The sequence below is a fragment of the Alicyclobacillus sp. ALC3 genome (assembly GCF_028751195.1).
Taxonomy (GTDB): Bacteria; Bacillota; Bacilli; order Alicyclobacillales; family Alicyclobacillaceae; genus Alicyclobacillus_L.
On sequence record NZ_CP066784.1, the window covers coordinates 1,102,161 to 1,117,629 of the forward strand.

The 15,469-nt window shown below is 56.8% G+C and carries 17 protein-coding genes; all 17 read right to left on the reverse strand.

All coding sequences use genetic code 11. The annotated features are described in order from the left end of the window. Positions 1-37: 37 nt before the first annotated feature. Positions 38-805 (reverse strand): XkdW family protein, encoded by a 768-nt coding sequence (locus tag JC200_RS05315; RefSeq protein ID WP_274435141.1) that lies wholly within the window; start codon positions 803-805, stop codon positions 38-40. Then, complete coding sequence (locus JC200_RS05320; protein ID WP_274435142.1) at positions 805-3,870, reverse strand: phage tail protein; 3,066 nt, start codon at positions 3,868-3,870, stop codon at positions 805-807. Before JC200_RS05320 ends, JC200_RS05315 begins: the two co-directional genes overlap by 1 nt. Positions 3,871-3,910: 40 nt before the next feature. After that, entirely contained in the window at positions 3,911-4,318 is a 408-nt protein-coding gene (locus JC200_RS05325; RefSeq protein WP_274435143.1) for a phage tail fiber protein, read from the reverse strand. A gap of 22 nt (positions 4,319-4,340) precedes the next feature. Next, positions 4,341-5,114 carry a distal tail protein Dit gene (locus JC200_RS05330; protein ID WP_274435144.1) on the reverse strand — a complete coding sequence of 258 codons (774 nt, stop codon included), beginning with the start codon at positions 5,112-5,114 and terminating at the stop codon, positions 4,341-4,343. Further along, positions 5,111-7,636, reverse strand: coding sequence for a phage tail tape measure protein (locus JC200_RS05335; RefSeq protein ID WP_274435145.1), 2,526 nt, complete (start codon positions 7,634-7,636; stop codon positions 5,111-5,113). Before JC200_RS05335 ends, JC200_RS05330 begins: the two co-directional genes overlap by 4 nt. Positions 7,637-7,651: 15 nt before the next feature. Further along, entirely contained in the window at positions 7,652-7,792 is a 141-nt protein-coding gene (locus tag JC200_RS05340; RefSeq protein ID WP_274435146.1) for a hypothetical protein, read from the reverse strand. A gap of 20 nt (positions 7,793-7,812) precedes the next feature. Beyond that, positions 7,813-8,184 (reverse strand): phage tail assembly chaperone G, encoded by a 372-nt coding sequence (gene gpG, locus JC200_RS05345; RefSeq protein WP_274435147.1) that lies wholly within the window; start codon positions 8,182-8,184, stop codon positions 7,813-7,815. 87 nt (positions 8,185-8,271) lie between these two features. Continuing rightward, positions 8,272-9,162, reverse strand: a complete 891-nt coding sequence (locus JC200_RS05350) for a major tail protein (protein ID WP_274435148.1) — start codon at positions 9,160-9,162, stop codon at positions 8,272-8,274. Positions 9,163-9,185: 23 nt separating this feature from the next. Then, a complete protein-coding gene (locus JC200_RS05355; RefSeq protein WP_274435149.1) occupies positions 9,186-9,557 on the reverse strand; it encodes a DUF3168 domain-containing protein in 372 nt (123 codons plus the stop codon). Beyond that, on the reverse strand, positions 9,554-9,961 hold the full coding sequence (locus JC200_RS05360) for an HK97-gp10 family putative phage morphogenesis protein (RefSeq protein WP_274435150.1): 408 nt from the start codon (positions 9,959-9,961) through the stop codon (positions 9,554-9,556). The genes JC200_RS05355 and JC200_RS05360 overlap by 4 nt, the downstream gene beginning before the upstream one ends. Next, entirely contained in the window at positions 9,951-10,310 is a 360-nt protein-coding gene (locus JC200_RS05365; protein WP_274435151.1) for a phage head closure protein, read from the reverse strand. The genes JC200_RS05360 and JC200_RS05365 overlap by 11 nt, the downstream gene beginning before the upstream one ends. After that, a complete protein-coding gene (locus tag JC200_RS05370; protein WP_274435152.1) occupies positions 10,307-10,951 on the reverse strand; it encodes a head-tail connector protein in 645 nt (214 codons plus the stop codon). Before JC200_RS05370 ends, JC200_RS05365 begins: the two co-directional genes overlap by 4 nt. After that, positions 10,948-11,145 (reverse strand): hypothetical protein, encoded by a 198-nt coding sequence (locus JC200_RS05375; RefSeq protein ID WP_274435153.1) that lies wholly within the window; start codon positions 11,143-11,145, stop codon positions 10,948-10,950. The genes JC200_RS05370 and JC200_RS05375 overlap by 4 nt, the downstream gene beginning before the upstream one ends. Before the next feature lie 14 nt (positions 11,146-11,159). After that, the gene (locus tag JC200_RS05380) at positions 11,160-11,750 is read right to left on the reverse strand and encodes a hypothetical protein (RefSeq protein ID WP_274435154.1); all 591 of its coding nucleotides are present in this window, start codon (positions 11,748-11,750) and stop codon (positions 11,160-11,162) included. Between the two features lie 63 nt (positions 11,751-11,813). Continuing rightward, positions 11,814-13,151 (reverse strand): phage major capsid protein, encoded by a 1,338-nt coding sequence (locus tag JC200_RS05385; RefSeq protein ID WP_274435155.1) that lies wholly within the window; start codon positions 13,149-13,151, stop codon positions 11,814-11,816. Between the two features lie 5 nt (positions 13,152-13,156). Next, positions 13,157-14,221 (reverse strand): HK97 family phage prohead protease, encoded by a 1,065-nt coding sequence (locus JC200_RS05390; protein ID WP_274435156.1) that lies wholly within the window; start codon positions 14,219-14,221, stop codon positions 13,157-13,159. Further along, positions 14,222-15,463 (reverse strand): phage portal protein, encoded by a 1,242-nt coding sequence (locus JC200_RS05395; RefSeq protein WP_274435157.1) that lies wholly within the window; start codon positions 15,461-15,463, stop codon positions 14,222-14,224. Positions 15,464-15,469: the final 6 nt, after the last annotated feature.

Below are 15,469 nucleotides of genomic sequence, written 5' to 3' on the forward strand. Positions count from 1 at the left end.
GCCCCGAAGGGCTGTGAAACCGAATGGATGCCAACGTCTACGGCGCTGTGACGCTAACGCTAACGGATTGCACCGACTCACCGCCCGAGGCATCCACGGCGGTCACTGCGAAGGTGTACGTCGTCCCTGTCGTGAGTCCTGTGATGCTGTCCGAGTTGGTTGTCACACTGCCGATCTTCACGCCATCCTGGTACACGTTGTAGGACGCCAGGTCGGTGTCCGGGTTCCCCGCCCATGTCAGTGTGACCGTGCCGGATGTGCCACCTGGCATGCCCGTGAGACCTTGCGGCACGGTGGGTGCATTCCACAGGACGGTCGGAATGACGGCGTCAGACACAGTGGCAATCAGCGCCTCTTTTGCCCACTGCTTGTCTTCCAGGCCACCAAGGAATGTCCGCAGTTCGTCGCTAAACGAGAAATACTCCGTTTGCGTCGGTGTCCACACACTGCCATCAAGCGCCCGCAGCCCCTTTGGTGTGGCTGTAGAGTTGGCTTTGAGGTATGCGTACTCGCCTGCGAGCATCGCCACCGCGAACACGTCGAGCGGGAACACTTTGCCGCCTGCCGTGGTAGATGTGAACCCTGTCGCGAGTTGCTGCGTGACAGCCGTGGCAATCACGCCGACCTGCGTCGATTGCAGGTACGCCGTCCACCAGTCGGCGAGCTCTGTCTGGCTTGGCAACGTGTGTTTGGTCGTGTCCCAATATGTGATGACCTGGTTTCCGTATGCATCGTTGCCGACGACAAAGCCGACGCCAAGCACCATGTCCGGGTAGTGGTTCTGTACCGCGAGGATGATGTCCATTAGTTGCCGCCCTCCAGTTTGTAGACTTTGGCTTGCAAGTCTTGCACAGCTCCAACCAGGTGCGCGATCACCGCGTAGAGGTCGATCCCTTTGCCGTCCTCGCTCTGCACCTCAACGGGTGCGTCTTCCGCGATGAGGCCCACTCGCTGTCGCGTCTCACCCTTCACAACATAATCTTGCAGGGACAAGTCGTAGATGACTTTGATGGACTCCGCGATGTTGTGAGCACGCACAGCCTCTTTCCATGCGCCGCTCGAAGCGTTGTTGAACGCGTAGGAGTACATCCCGCGAAATGCGAAGCCGCTCTCGCCGATGAGGTTCACGTCGTTGGACGTCGGTATAAACGAGGCGTCGCCGTTCGATGGTGACTGGCGGATTAGGAAATGATCTCCGACCGTCGTGACGGACAAGTGAAGAGACGTGTCGCCCTCGATGTAGCCGTTGCCGTTGAGCCCAACCCACAGCCTACCCAGTAGTTCCACGTCCCCACCAGCCAAGGCGTGTCCTGCTGTCGTGGTCTGCCCAGTTGTCGCATAGGTGAACGTAGTGGCGTCCGTGTTGTTTGACATGTAGACGCCTTGCTGATTGGCAACGAGGATGGCGTACCCAGACCCGATGGCGGTCAAGTTCCAGAGCGCCAAGTTCATATTGTTTGGGCCGCCGAGGTTCAGATCGCCTGTCGTGATGTTGGTCGCGTTGAGATTGGTCACGTCAACGACTGCCGCGTCCAGTGTCCCGGCGTTCATCAGGCTTGCGTCGAAGCCTGCGCCGGTACCAAACGTGGTGAATGTCCACCCGCCAGCGCCGTCCTTCTGGTCGCTGATCCCGAAGATACCCCCAGCCAACCGAAGCGCCTGCGTGGCGTTCGCATACGTGGAGGCGTTAAGGATGGTGATGCCGTTGCTGTCTACCGTCACGTACCCACCTGCAGACTGAAGCGCGTTCTGGTCGGCGCTGATGATGCCGCTCAGCCACGAGGTGTCGATGGTGCTTCCCGGTTGCAACGCCGTGCTGGCCGTGACACTCGCCTGGTTAGCCGTGCTGATGGCAGTGGTCGCAGACGACAGGGCGGATGTGGCCGTCGTGGTGGCACTCGTCGCCGCTGTCGTCGCCTGTGCAGCTTGTGCGGCAGCAGCCGATGCGTTTTGCAATGCTTCGAGCGCCTGACTGGCAGTTGCCACAGTCGTTGGCATAAAGTTGCCAAACGTGACCTTAGTGTTTAGAGGGTTGAGCAGGTCTCTGTCGAGTTGAATCACGCGGATGGTGTCTCGCAGAACAGGTTGAATCCCTGTGTCAACAACATTCACGGTGTCGCCGATTCGAACAGCCTCATGAGCATATCCGGCAACTTGTTCGAGGTCAGCAACCGTCAGCATATACGTCACCGCAGGCTTGTTGACCGTCTGCAGGTAGTCCCACGCTTCTTGCAACAAGGAATTCGAGTCAGTTTGATTGCTGTCGGTGTAAACTGTGTATCGATTGCGAGTCCCGCCTGCGCGTCCGTAATTGGACAACGCGGTCAGGTCGCTGACGTAGGCTTGTCCACTAGGTTTGTCTGCAGGATCGCCATTCGCGATTGACCATGCGACAGAAGTGAAGTCCAGTTGGGTTCTGGTCTTCGAGTCTTTCTTGCCATAACCGTACACGGCCGTATAAAGAACCGTGGTGTCGATGGTACGTTGCAAACTCTCGATGTCCTTACCAAATTCGTACCGCTTGCCCGTCACGTTTCCTCGTTGTTGGTACCAGTCAACATACCGCCCGGTGACTTGATTGCCGCTGAACGTCACCCGAAACGCCAGTTCACCGCCCCATGTCGCGACAAGTTTCGACAGACCGGAGAGCACATTTACTTGCGTGAGCGTCAGTGACTCGGAGGACGATATCACACTCACATTCCCAACACTCCAACGGGTACCGTTCAAAACCTGTGAGAGTGCCGTGGATGGCGTTGCCGAGGACAGCGCAAGCGACGGTATGAACTCATCCGCAAGTTCCGCTTGGCCAGCCTGTGTGCAGGTTATTGTCTTGTAACTGGTGGTGTTGTCGTAGTCGTCGGTCAGCGTGACTTCGAACTGTTGATAGCTACCGTCCGCAGCGCGGAACACGACCAGCGCGCCCTCGACAATGTAAGTTGCGTCGGGGTGGTTGATTGGTACATCGAACTTCAGCGTGTTTTGCACCTGCGACTTGCCTGCGTTCGTTGCATTGTAGAGTTGTTCCGTATGGACGGCATTCTCGTAGGTTAATGGGCCCGACAACGGATTCGCCGTCGCATCAGTAGGTGCGAGAATAGCTCGCAATACCTCCGAAGAGTCGAAAACATACATCTGCAGATTCGGAGACGGTTTCGTCTCCTCCGTCTTAGCCGATAGACCGCCAATGCCCACAAATGCAACTGACGGATTCACCTCGACCACTACATTTGCGGACAGACTCCCAACACCAGCAAAACCGCCTTGTATCACTTCGCCCTCTGTTGCGTTTGTCGACAGAGAACCAACGCCAACAAACCCGCCTGCGGCTGGCTCAATCAGTTCTTCTGATGCGCTGAGCGAACCGACACCTACAAATGCGCCAGCGATATACGGCGACTGCAATGTGACGGATGCTGAGAGGTTGCCCACGCCAGTGAAGGCGCCGGCTGTTTCTTCGGCCTCCATTGGTGCGGCTGAGAGAGATCCAACGACGACGAACCCGCCTGACGTGGTTGTCTCCTCGACGATCGTCGGAGCTGAGAGTGAGCCAATGCCGACGAATGTACCGCTCACGTCGATTGGGGTGGTCGGGGCAAGCGTCGTGAACGGCGCCTCCGCAACAACCCACGCCCCTCCAGCCTGTGCGTTGGAGTAATAATTGGTGGAGGACGCCAATCCGGTTAGGTTCACAGAAGCAAAGCCATTCGCATCAGCCGTGACGGATGACTTATTCGCCCAAGCTGGCGGGTAAATTCCTCCATTGCTGGTACCCCAGTAAAATACGATACTGGCCCCGGAGGAAGCACCCGACACGGACAGCGTGGCGCTATCGCTTGTGACATTGGCCACAGATAGAGTGGCAGACACTAAAAATCACCTCCCGCCCCGTTATGTCATTGCGGGAGTTTTAGCCGTTGTAGGACACCAGAGAAAAGGTCAACGTGCCCGCCTTGATGATGATTTCGTCGTTTGCGCCGCTAGTGAGCGTTTCGGACGGGTTCGATGCGACACGCACGATCATGTTGCCGCCTGTCGCTGCATCCATCAGGCCGATGAACGTCTCTGTTTCCGTCGCACCTGTCCATGGTGCAAACGTGATGTCACTTGAGTTGGACACCGAACCAGCAGAAGCAGTCGGGAACGTCACCGGTTGCCGCGCATAGCCGCCGCCCGACAATTCGTTTGTGGTGTCGCCTGCTGTCGTGGGGTCGGAAGTAAATAGCGCCACGTAGAAAGTGCCGCCCCCAATTGTCACCGTCGCGTTGAGCAGTGCGTTTGCGCCGTACGTCGTGAGATTGCCTTGTCCTGTTGCCAATGTGATCGCCTCCAAAAAATAGTTACAGATACCGCTCCGTCCACGCGACAGAGCCAGTTGCTGTCGCCGATGGCGTGATGGTGATTGTGTTGTTGTTTGGTTGAAGTGCAAAAAAATCAGATGAGATGTCAAGCGCCGTCAGTGCTGTCGCCCCGTTGATGGTGACGACTTGACGCACGCAATCTATCGTGACTGTATCTCCTGCCGAGAACGAATAGTTGAGCAGCACAAACAGCCCTGAGCTATGAGCCACTTTGAGCGACGAGGTTGCGGCTGTCAGCGCAAGGCTAATGGTTGGGTATGTTTCTGCTGTCCCGCCCACATTCGGTGATAGCACATCCCCGGCAAACTGCGCCGTGACCTGTTGGCCGTAGCCGTAGGGGTCCGGGCACAGAAACGTCAGGATGGACGACCCCGCGCCATACAGGAGCGGTTGATTCGTCGTCGAGCCACCTGCCGCAGCGAGGATAAGTGGCGAGTTGATATCGACCACGGCATAGTAGGTCTTGTCCGGTTCGTCTGGCAGAACCAATGGCTGAATCTGATTGTTGGGGTACAACCAACCGCCAATTACCTGTTTGGCCTGCGTCAGCGTGACGAGGTCTGTCTTGATGAGCGACACGCCAATGTTGACAGTCCGCGGCCCCAGGTCTGAGCGCAAATACCACACGCCGGGTCGTTTTGGTACTGCAACCGTCCGCGCGGTGAGCGGCGGCAAAAACGAACGGTCGACCGTGAGGCACTTCAAACCATAGGCATCGCATGACTGACCGCCGAACGTGAATACACGCGTCATGGCGTCGCACCCGCTGATTTCAATTTCAGGCGGTTATTGCGCTGCATGGCTTGGTCCATATGTGGTGCGATGAGCGTGGCGAATGTACGACCATCCACCTGCAGGATGATAGGCGCGCCTGCACTGGAAGCGGCGGCTGACGATGACGTGGCAGAACCGCCCGATGCACCGATATTGACACTCTCCGTGCTTCCGTTCCCGAGGTAATCGCTAATCACTCCGGCGACCCGCTGTGTCGCGCTCTGAATCTGCGGGATGCCGGCCATGATGCCGTCTGTATACATCCGCATGAGATTCGGCGCCCATGCATCAGACGTAGCACCTGGGCCCGCTTCGGTCGGGGATCCAAAGCCGAGGAACTTCTTGATGGAGCTTGCGACGTTGCCGACCGCACTCTCGACATCTTTGACGGCGTTCGAAATGCCCTGTGCAATCATCTTGACCAGATTCTCTCCCCACTTCTCAGCGCCAGATACAAGGTCGTTCCAGTCCCTAGTGATGTTGGCAATGATGTCGTGAAAGAAGTTCTTGATTTGTCCCCAGTGAGCGACAATCTCGGCGGGCAACACCAGGAACGGTGCAAAGATGCCAATGAGAATTTTCACGCCCGTGCCGAGGTGATTGAACCAGTTCCACACTTCTTTAATCCAACTGACAACCGTCTTCCAATGTGTCACAAGTAGGATCACGCCCGCGATGAGCGCCGCGATGGCGAGTGTCACAAGTACGATAGGATTGGCGTCCATGACGAGGTTGAACGCAGCCTGCGCTATTTCTGCGGCCTTTGTTGCGACTGTCTGCGCTGTCTTGGCGACTGTATTCGCGACCGTAGCAGTGGTTGAACGAATCCAAGCGAGTGTCTCCGAATCTTTCACGGCGTTGAATGCAGTTTGCACGATCTCAGACGTCTTCGTGGCCGCGGCTTGCGCCTTGGTCGCGACTGTGCTGGCAATTGTTTTGATGGTGAGCGCCTCGGCCGCTGCTTCCCCTTCGACCTCTTTCGCGGCCATGATGCCAAGGAACCGAGCGGTCGATACGGCACTGGTGCCAGCGGCTTTGAGCGTGCTCGCAAATCCGGATATTGTCGAGGTAACAGCGTTTACGACTTTCATCGCCGCCATCGCGGTGATAACGCCCATAATGCCAGACGCCACCGGACCCAGTTCGCTCTCAAACCCTTTGACTGCCGCGATCGGGTGATTGATGTCAGCGAACAGGTCATAGAACGCCTTGCCAATCTTATCGACCCACGGCAAAAGTTTGACCATGACGCTGTCCATCAGCATTGACATTGCGGTCTGCAGCATCTTCGTCTTTTCAGCGGCCAACTGAATCTCGGCCGTGTCCATGACAGGCATCTTCAGGCTCTTGGCATAATCGTCGAGCTTGCTGAAATTCTGAATGAGCGGCAACATCTGAGCACCCTGTCTGCCGCCAAACGCGGCCATGACGAGCGCAGTCGCCTGCGCCTTGTCTTTGGTGTCGGACATGTACTGGCCGAGCATCTTCAACTTGCCCTCGGTATCCGCACTGGCGAACTGTTGAAAGTTGAGGCCTGCAGCCGTGAACTGCCGAGCCAATGTGTTCGCTGAGTTCTGCGTCAACTCAAGCCCCTGCCGGATTTGGTTCAGGCTCGGCAATGCGCCCTTCGGCAACAAGGCCATGTTCACGCCCATGCTTTTGAGCAACGAGTCGAGCGTCTTTGCTGGTAGCGCGCTCTTGTGCATCGCATCGGCAACCATTTGCGCCTGCTCGCTCAAATTGGCCTTCGCGAACGCTTCTGAGCTGATACCGAGTTCATTGAGCGCCTTGACCATCGTCGATGTCGGCGTATTCGCCGTTGCGATGGTTCGATCCATGCGTCCGACCATATTTGTCAGGTCGGTCATGCTTACACCTGCACCACTGGCGACAAGCGAAAGGCGTTCCAGCGACGACTGCGAGTTACCTGTCTCGTCCTGCAACGTCTGCAGACTGATGGCCGTCTTCTCGGCACCGTCTGTCATGTCGCTGAGCATCCCAGCGCCGATGAGACCAACCATCCCGAGCAACGCGGCATGTGTGCCCTCGATGCCAGACTTGGTGCTCTCCATGGACTCAGAAAAGCTCTTTTGCTCGATCTCGGCTTCTTCTGCCGCCGCTCCGGACTCTTCCATGGCTGTGTTGGTCAGTTCGAGGTCGTTGCGCATCCCGGCAAGCGCGGCCTTGGCGTTGTTCAGTTGCACAGCGAGCTTTTGCGTTGCTGCAGCATCCTCGCCAGCCGATTCTGCAGACGCGGCATATTGCTTCGATAGGGCATCGACACGTTGCTGTTGGACTTCAATCTCAGCATTTAGTTCCTGCGCCCTGACCTCTGCCTTTTGCATCTCCGTCGCGAACGGACCGAGTTCAGCGTTGGCCGCTTTGAATGAACTCTTAATGAGGCTCATCTGCTGATTAAGGCCTTTCATTTCGCTGCGGAACCCCGATGAATCGAGTGATGCCTTAACAACGAGATCGCCGACTTCCTCGCGGTTGGCCATGCATATCACCTGCCTTTAGAGACCCGGTATATCGTCGATTGGTGTCAACTGCGTTTTCCCTGCGCGATTGTTCAGCCGGAAGAAGTAGTTGATATCCATTTCGTCGATTTGGTAGAGCGGCCACCCTGCTTTCATGAGGTCCAAGTACAAGTCCATGAGGGTTTCTGAGGCGCTTTTTACCGGCGCCTCTTGCGGGCGTTTGGGTCCGGTTGCACACCCTTCATGGCAGCTTGCACAGTCTCGCTCAGAATGCGCCCGAGTTCCGCGGAAAACTGCTCGGTTTCGAGTCCGTCCCACACATCATCGGGTCCGAACTGTCCCTCGAAAAGTTCCACAGCGAAATCAACCAGGTCGTCGACGTCCTTGAGTGCTTCGGCAGGCGATGGCTCGCGGCCGGATTCCGCAATCTCCGCATGACGGGCTTCAATTTCGTCCTGGAACTCAATCGCCCGTCGCAACATCCGAGCTTTGACAAAGGATTGAGTGAAAGTCTTGTATTCGCCTTGACCGTTCTCACCGGGACCGATGCGAAGTTTGAGTTTCTGCACAGCCTTGCCTCCTCGCGAACTTGTACTCGGTTCTCAACACAAAAAAGAGAGGGCAAGGATGCCGCCCTCTCTGTCATCATGCGGCGATTACGCCGTAGTAAACTCGGTCTCGCTGTTTGCAACCAGCGCAATGCCGGCCGTGTCGCGAACGTTTGTCGTGGCGATCGCCGTGTAGCTTGTCGTGGCCGCGAGCGAAGCAGTCGGTGTGAAAGTGATTGTCTTCTCGTCTGCCGACTGAGACAGCGCGCCAGCCACCTGCGCGCCTGTGGTCGAGTCGAGTACGAAGAAGTTGCCACCGTTGACGGTGTTCGGGTCGATGGCGGTGTTGAACACCCATTGCACGGTCGAAGTGTCGGCGACTGCCGTCGCACCCGATGCCGGTGTCACGGTGACAGTCGGGGCTGCGGTGCTCGTTTGCTGCTCAACCACCGCATCGAACCAAGTCGCGCCACCCGTGAAGGACACATCGTCCTCGTCAGCTTTCAACATCCACGCATTGTCGCACTGGCGACGAATGAACGTGAACGTGATTTTATCTGGCTGGCCTTTCGGCGTGGCTTCCTCCGTTTGTGATTGTTCCTGATAGGGCATCGCCTTGCCCTTGTAGAGCCAATAGAAACGATAGTTCCCATTGGCCTTCTTGGATCGGAACCCAAGCGCAACATACGGAGCGATGTCAGTCGACTTTTGCAGCACGGTCCCATCCGTTCCGATCGTCGCACCAAGCAGTCTCGCTTGGTCTGCAGACGATAACGAATTCGTCTCAAAGTCCACTTGAATTTCGCCCACCGCAGTTGCTGTTTCCGCTGCGCCATCGTCGGCGTAAAACGTTGCTGTGTTCGCCTTCGGCTGGATGTTCGCCGTGACAGCATTCGAAATGGCGTATACCTGACCATAAGTCGGCACGCCGGTGTCCGGGTCGCTCGTCAACAGAGCGTAGTGCAGTTGGTCCAGACCCACTCTGATAGATGGTGCCAATCCACTCAACTCCCTTGCATGGATTAAACTTCGGGCGCTGTCCAGTAACGGAGCGCCTTGTGAAGCACAAGCGGTTCGGTCTGCGCGAGGTCAGCCGAGTGTTCTCGGACAAAGCGAGGTTCGGCAGACGTCAAAATGTCGTTCACCAGGGAGGCAATCGCTGAGTAGTTTCCCTTGCTCCAGATGTCCACCTGTATGCTGATTTCCGCGCGCGTCTCCGTGTTATCGGCGTAGTCAATCGGCGCGTTGCCGACTTCTTGGATGGTGATGTACGGATACACGGCATTGGTTGGGGCCAGAACGGAGTACACCTGGTCGCCGCCGAGCAACGTCGTCAGGTCGGTGTTGGCAAGCAAGAGATTGCGCACGGTCTGCTTGGCATCAATCAGACTCATAGGCTCAACCCTTTCTGAATGACGCCAGCGACTGTCTGCATGAATTTCTGCTTGGATCGCTTCATACCGGGCTGCATGAACGGATGCGCCGGCACATGCCCACCGTTGACTGTCGCATGACCGTACTCGAGAAACCCAGCACGCCACGACGTCTTTTTGCCGGGTCCGATGGACACTTGCCAGTCACCGTTGACCAGTTCTGGCTCGCCAATTTGGATGTCGTTGTGGATGTGTTCCTCGTTGCGCGTCGAGATCGGAACCGCTGCCGCAATTTCCTCTTGAATGGGCACAGCGCCCTCAAGGAGCGCATTCCTCGCAATCTCGTTCTTGAACGAATCCTCATACTTGGCCAGCTTGGCGATAATTGCGTCATACCCATCGACCGCAAACACATCAGACGCCACCGCTTTGCCACCCCTTCACCATGACGCTAAGCCATGTCCGCAGCCCGTCTTTATCCACCATGCCGATGATCGCGAACGGTTGCCCGCGGTAGATGACGCGCATGGATGCATCCAAGTCCTCGCGATACCGAACGGTGAAAATAAGGTCGTTCTCGGACTGCACCGCGCCCGCGCCATCGAATTCTTTGGCATAAATGCGAGCTGGGGTGCCTCCGTCCACGTTCGCCCACACGGTGACATAATCGGCGTAGCCGGTGTTCGGGAATCCCTGGGCATCTGTGCCGCCGCTAACCGTCTGAAATGTGATGCGTTGTCTCATTGTGCCGATGGATTGCGGTGCCGGGCTCATACGGCAGTCACCTGCACAGCCGTAGACAAAGCCGACTCATTGCCAAGGTTATCGACTGCGCTGACCTGGTACGAATACAACTGCCCGGACGTCACATTGCCGTCGATGAGTTGCACGATGCCCGGAGGTACCGCGTTCTGTTGCGCGATCTCTTCGTCCAGAATAGGCCAGTCGCCGTAGAAGAACGGTACTTGATACATGCCTTCGCCTTCTCGCACAGGGTCTTGATTGACCTTGACGCCGTTGCGGTAGACGTTGTATCCGCCTGTGTCCGGTGAGATGTTGGGCAACCAGCGCAAGCGGTTGTAGCCAGAGACAGCGATGACAGTGAGGCCGACAGGCGCGCTCGGGAGTGACGTCGTGACGGTCGTGGTGGCAGACAGTTGGTAAATGAGGCCCGTCACGACGCTGTTCGCCTTGACCGCCAGCTGCTGGCCGTTCTCGCGGTTCATGTACGCCGATGCCACGAGCATGTAGCAGACGTGCTGCGCAACAGGATTGGTACTGTCGAACGACTTGCCTGTGGCAATCGTCAGATACTGCTCAGCGGCATCGATGAGGATTTGAATCAAGGAATCGTCATCGGTGAAGTCCACGCGCAGGAAGTTCTTCGTGTCGGTGAGCTGGATGATTTGGCTCATGTGCGGACCACATCCGTTGCGTGCGGCAGAATGATGATGCGCCGCCCGCTACGCTCTTCCTCCATCTCAACCTTTGCCCGAAGGTTCATATACTCCTGGATGCTGAGCGGTCGGTTGCAACGAAAGAACAATGTGCCGTCCAACTCCGCCACTTCGCCTTCGTCCATTGCAGAGGTCTGAGTTTTACGGGCCATGCGCAGTCACCACCTTAGAGCACGATGAACACGTCGACGTCGTTGCCGTCGAGCGCTGAGTTCAGCGTGATTGTGTTGTTTTCCATATTCGCTACGTCCGTTGCCACGGTTGGAGCTGTGCCCTCTTTGACGCCCCCGAGCCATGCCGACAAGACCTCGTACACGCCGAGTTTGAATGGCACACCCAGCTTGTCACCGACACCGACGCTGATTTCGTCCGTCGCGCCGTTGGTGTAAGCCGGTAAGTCGATCTCCGTGATGGTCCGGAATGCGACGTTACCGACGACGGTTGTCGTACCGTTCAGGGCCAACGTCTCGCTGATGGCTTTTCCATCGAACCCGGTGCCCTTGACCGTCACGTTGCCAGCGATGCCGGCAGCACTCCCGACGACCTGCACGTTGCGCGAGACCGCAGGCCAAGTGATGCCCGTCGTCAGCGTCTGAGCAGCCGCTGTGAGCGCTGTGAGCGCCAAAATGGACGTCGTATCGGCTGCAGGTGCATCTGCACCATCGACGTGGAATCGGCCGACAAACGCCATCGGGACTGCCACATCAAAGGCGTCGGACGCCAGTTGCATATAAGCACGTTGCTGTGGTTGCCTCACTCAGTTATCCCTCCAATCAAATAAGGCGCCGACCGAAGTCGACGCCCCTAGTGCAGTCAGATGTTACGGCTTTTTCACGCGCAGGAAGCCCTTGTACTTCGTGACGTTGCCGCCCGCATACATCGAGGCGCGGTAGGCAAGCTGACCACTTGAGAACTTGAAGTCGCGAGACTCCATGACCTCGATGGGCGAGAACACCGGCAGTTCATACACGGATGGCGAACCGTATGCCATCGTGTACGTGCCGGACGGGGTGTTTGCGCTAGACAATGCCGGCGCACCCGAGTTGATAACGAAGTTCACGCTGTACGAGCGATCGGAACTGATGGTGCCCGTCTGACCGTTCAGCGTGATGTTGTAGAGTTTCTGGCCCGTCGTCGCACGCACAGCTGCGAATGCCGCGAGGTCTGCCTTGTTAAGAATCAGCCACTGGCCGCCTTCAACCGCTTCGTCGCCGCCATACGTCATGACCAAAGTGTCGAGCGTGTTCTCGTCGATGGCCGTGATCGTGGTGATGTCGCAATCGGCGGTCGGCATGACGTTCGCCGGAGCGCTGAAGATACCCGTTAACTGGTTCGTGCCACCCGCGCCGAGAAGAATCTGCGCGCCAAGTTGTTTCTTGATGGAGGTGATCATCTGCTGCGCGACATAGTTCTGGTAATCGACGTTCGGCAGTTTCAGCATCTCATCGGTGATTTCGGTATAGCTAGCGAGTTTCGCCATGCCAATAGACACATACCCGAACTGCGGGTCGGACTCGGTGTAGACCGCGCCTTCAGCCGTATACTGCGCCTCGCCGGACTGGATTTCAAAGCCCTGCGTGTACCCGACGCCGCCTTGGAGAGGAATCACGTTGACGAGGTCCACCAAGCCGGAGACCTGTTTGAACCAGGGCTGCAGGATGTTGCTGTACTTCTGCTCGGTGACAACAGACTGGCTGGCAATCGTCACCGCGCGTTGTTCCATCGACGGGAACAAACCACGCAGTTCTTGCGGCAAGAAAATGACAGGCTTCTTCGCCTTCAAGTCAGCGCCGCGTTGTTCGGCTTTCTCGAACTCTTCCTTCTCGATGTTGCGCTGGTTGATACCTAGACCATAGGTTGCTGCGGCGACGTTGCTGAGTGGCCCCTGTGGCGTCTGCTGGCCTGTCGGTGCGCTTGCGCCGAGTGCCGAACGAACAATCGGGTCATTCGCTGGGTTCGGATTCGGTGCCGGCGTCGGGTCGTCCGGTAGGCTGTCAGCGATACTACGAAGTTCGGTAATCTCGGCATTCAGGGTCTGCAGTTCGGTGTTGATGGACCGCAGTTCCTCGACGTTGTTGCTACCTTCGACTTTGCCTAACAGTTCTTGCTTGCGTGCTTCTTTCTTCGCGATCAGTTCAAGCAGTGCTTTCTTGTTCAATCAACTCAACTCCCCGCTAGAATTTGTGCTTTCAAACGCAGAACTTCCGCCTCGCGTTTTTCGCTCTCCAGCGCGGACTGATTGCTCTCCAGCAATGCACGAACGCTCTCCAGCGTGTGCGCGTCCCGAGATGCGGCTTGTATGTCAGTCCCGTCATAAGCCGGGAACGTGACAGCAGAAATCTCAAACACCTTGCCGATTTTCCTGATAGTTCTCAGTGGCAGGCCAGTATCAAGACCCGTCCATTCGTCCTCAGCAACCATGAACCCATAGGACATCTTGTCGATGTCACCGCGTTGAACAGCCGAATAGAGCGCTCGCGCCTTGTCGTAGTTCTCGACGTCGAGCGTGGCGTCAAACGCAAGTCCCTGGTTGTCAGTGGATAATGTCATCGTCGAATTGCCATTGTTGCGGCGACTTCGAGCGAGAGGAATGTCGTTCGTGTCGTGATTGACGAAGAACGGCACGTCGGTGAGGTCAGCCCCATCGAATGCACCAGGCGCGATGATTTCTTCGAACCAGCCTCCGATGTTGGCGCGCTGTCCGTAGACAGCCGCATGTCCTTGAATCCTGCCACCCGGGTCATCGGTGACATTCGGGTCTCCGGCACGCAGGTCGGTCACAAGGGCGGTCCGCCAAGTGGCGCTTTTCTTGTTCTTCTGCCACGGCGCCACAATGCCTTCGTCTTTAAACTCCTTCGCCATCTTGTTGTAGTACTGCTCGATGGCTTGTTTGACATGCTTGACGTCCTCGTCCGGAATTTTGACGCCGCCACGGCTTCCTTGAATCGCCGCAGCGTCACCGAACACGCCTTTTGGCACTGCCATGACCTTGCCGTCGATGACATCACAGAACGGCAGCTTATAGTCGCCCTGGCGGTCGGGAACACCGTCCTTGTCCGGGTCCGGCGCGTCAGAGTCGAACCAGAAATGAGTGCTGGCATATTTCAGATAGTCAATTTTGCCATCTTCGCCGGTCGCCCACTCGACAATGCGTTTGTTGGCTTCCGATGCGCTCCACTTGGTGTCGCGCGGAGCCAGCGGCCAAGTCAATTTCGCGGCCACACCCATCTATGATCCACTCTCCTCTGCTTGCAGTTGTTTTTGCACCTGTGCCTTGCCAAGTTGATATTTTGTGATGACGGTCCGGTCGATATAGTTCAGCGACTGTGTGACGCGGTCACCATCCGGTATGGGTGGATAGCCGAGAATCGCGAGCTTCTGATTGTCTGTCAGCAATCCTTGGTCGCCAGCTGTCGAGATGAGCTGAATCTTCGCGGCCGTGGACAGGTACTGCAGCCCTTGCTGATAAAACGAGATGCGGTTGCCGTGCGAAATCTCCATTGGACTCAGCAAAACGCGGGTGAAGTTTCGCGTCAGGCTCATCACGAGCGGCTGAATCGTGTTACTGTAGAACGCCTCGAACTGAGCGTCCGTGTAGTTGCCCTCAAGGATTGGCAGGGGCACCCCGTAGTAGTTCAGAATGCGCTGCTGGACGGCTTGCAGCACGTTCGGGTCGACGATTTGCGGGCTCTTTTGAACGGGCGTCACGGTGCCTTTCAGGTCTGTCGCCATGACCGCCGACTTACCTTCTCGTAGCGCCTTCTCAAACCGATTGCGTTCTTCTTTCTGCGCTTCGTCATTGAGCATTGTGTTGAGTTGCAAGATGAATTGAATCGCCAGACCGGCTTGCACCGCGTGCTCAATGCCTTCCACGATGACGTCATCCGTCTTGAGCGTGGTCAGAATCGCCTCGTTGAACGGCTGTCCATTCAGGTCCCCGCCCATGACCTCGTTGATGCTGAATTTCTTGCGCAGGTGGATGATGTTTGAATAAGGGATGACGAACTGTTCGCCAGACCGGAACGTAAACCGGATGAACATGACACCAGCTGCGTCTTGCATCCACTCGACCATCGTCGGATTCAGCGGATAGAGCCCGGTGACGTTGCCCTGGTCGTCGCGGGTCGGATAGATGTAGGCGTTGTAGTTGAGATAGAGTAGCCACGTCACCTTTTCGAGAAACGCGCCGGTGTCCATCAAGTCGTTGGGTCCAAACTGCAAGAGAGCGTTCAATGGACTGTTCACGACCGTCCAAGACTTGTCCGACTCGCGAATGTGCTTCGGTTCGAGCTTGCTGATTTCTGTCGCAATCCTGTCGATACACATCTGAACCAAATCCGAATGGTAGATGTCGCGTCCGAACATGCGGAAAATCGGAACCATGCCATTGAGAACGTCCACATAGCTCAAGGGGTGTTGCTGGGCTCTGTCCTTCGCGAACATGCTTTTGACTGTGCTAATCCAACCCAATGTGCC

Bases quoted from the DNA above. Each gene is read 5' to 3' on its own strand.
- JC200_RS05375 (WP_274435153.1), bottom strand. From the start codon at position 11,145: ATGGCCCGTAAAACTCAGACCTCTGCAATGGACGAAGGCGAAGTGGCG.
- JC200_RS05340 (WP_274435146.1), bottom strand. From the start codon at position 7,792: ATGGACTTGTACTTGGACCTCATGAAAGCAGGGTGGCCGCTCTACCAA.
- JC200_RS05365 (WP_274435151.1), bottom strand. From the start codon at position 10,310: ATGAGCCCGGCACCGCAATCCATCGGCACAATGAGACAACGCATCACA.
- JC200_RS05315 (WP_274435141.1), bottom strand. From the start codon at position 805: ATGGACATCATCCTCGCGGTACAGAACCACTACCCGGACATGGTGCTT.
- JC200_RS05355 (WP_274435149.1), bottom strand. From the start codon at position 9,557: ATGAGTCTGATTGATGCCAAGCAGACCGTGCGCAATCTCTTGCTTGCC.
- JC200_RS05335 (WP_274435145.1), bottom strand. From the start codon at position 7,636: ATGGCCAACCGCGAGGAAGTCGGCGATCTCGTTGTTAAGGCATCACTC.
- JC200_RS05330 (WP_274435144.1), bottom strand. From the start codon at position 5,114: ATGACGCGTGTATTCACGTTCGGCGGTCAGTCATGCGATGCCTATGGT.
- JC200_RS05370 (WP_274435152.1), bottom strand. From the start codon at position 10,951: ATGAGCCAAATCATCCAGCTCACCGACACGAAGAACTTCCTGCGCGTG.
- JC200_RS05390 (WP_274435156.1), bottom strand. From the start codon at position 14,221: ATGGGTGTGGCCGCGAAATTGACTTGGCCGCTGGCTCCGCGCGACACC.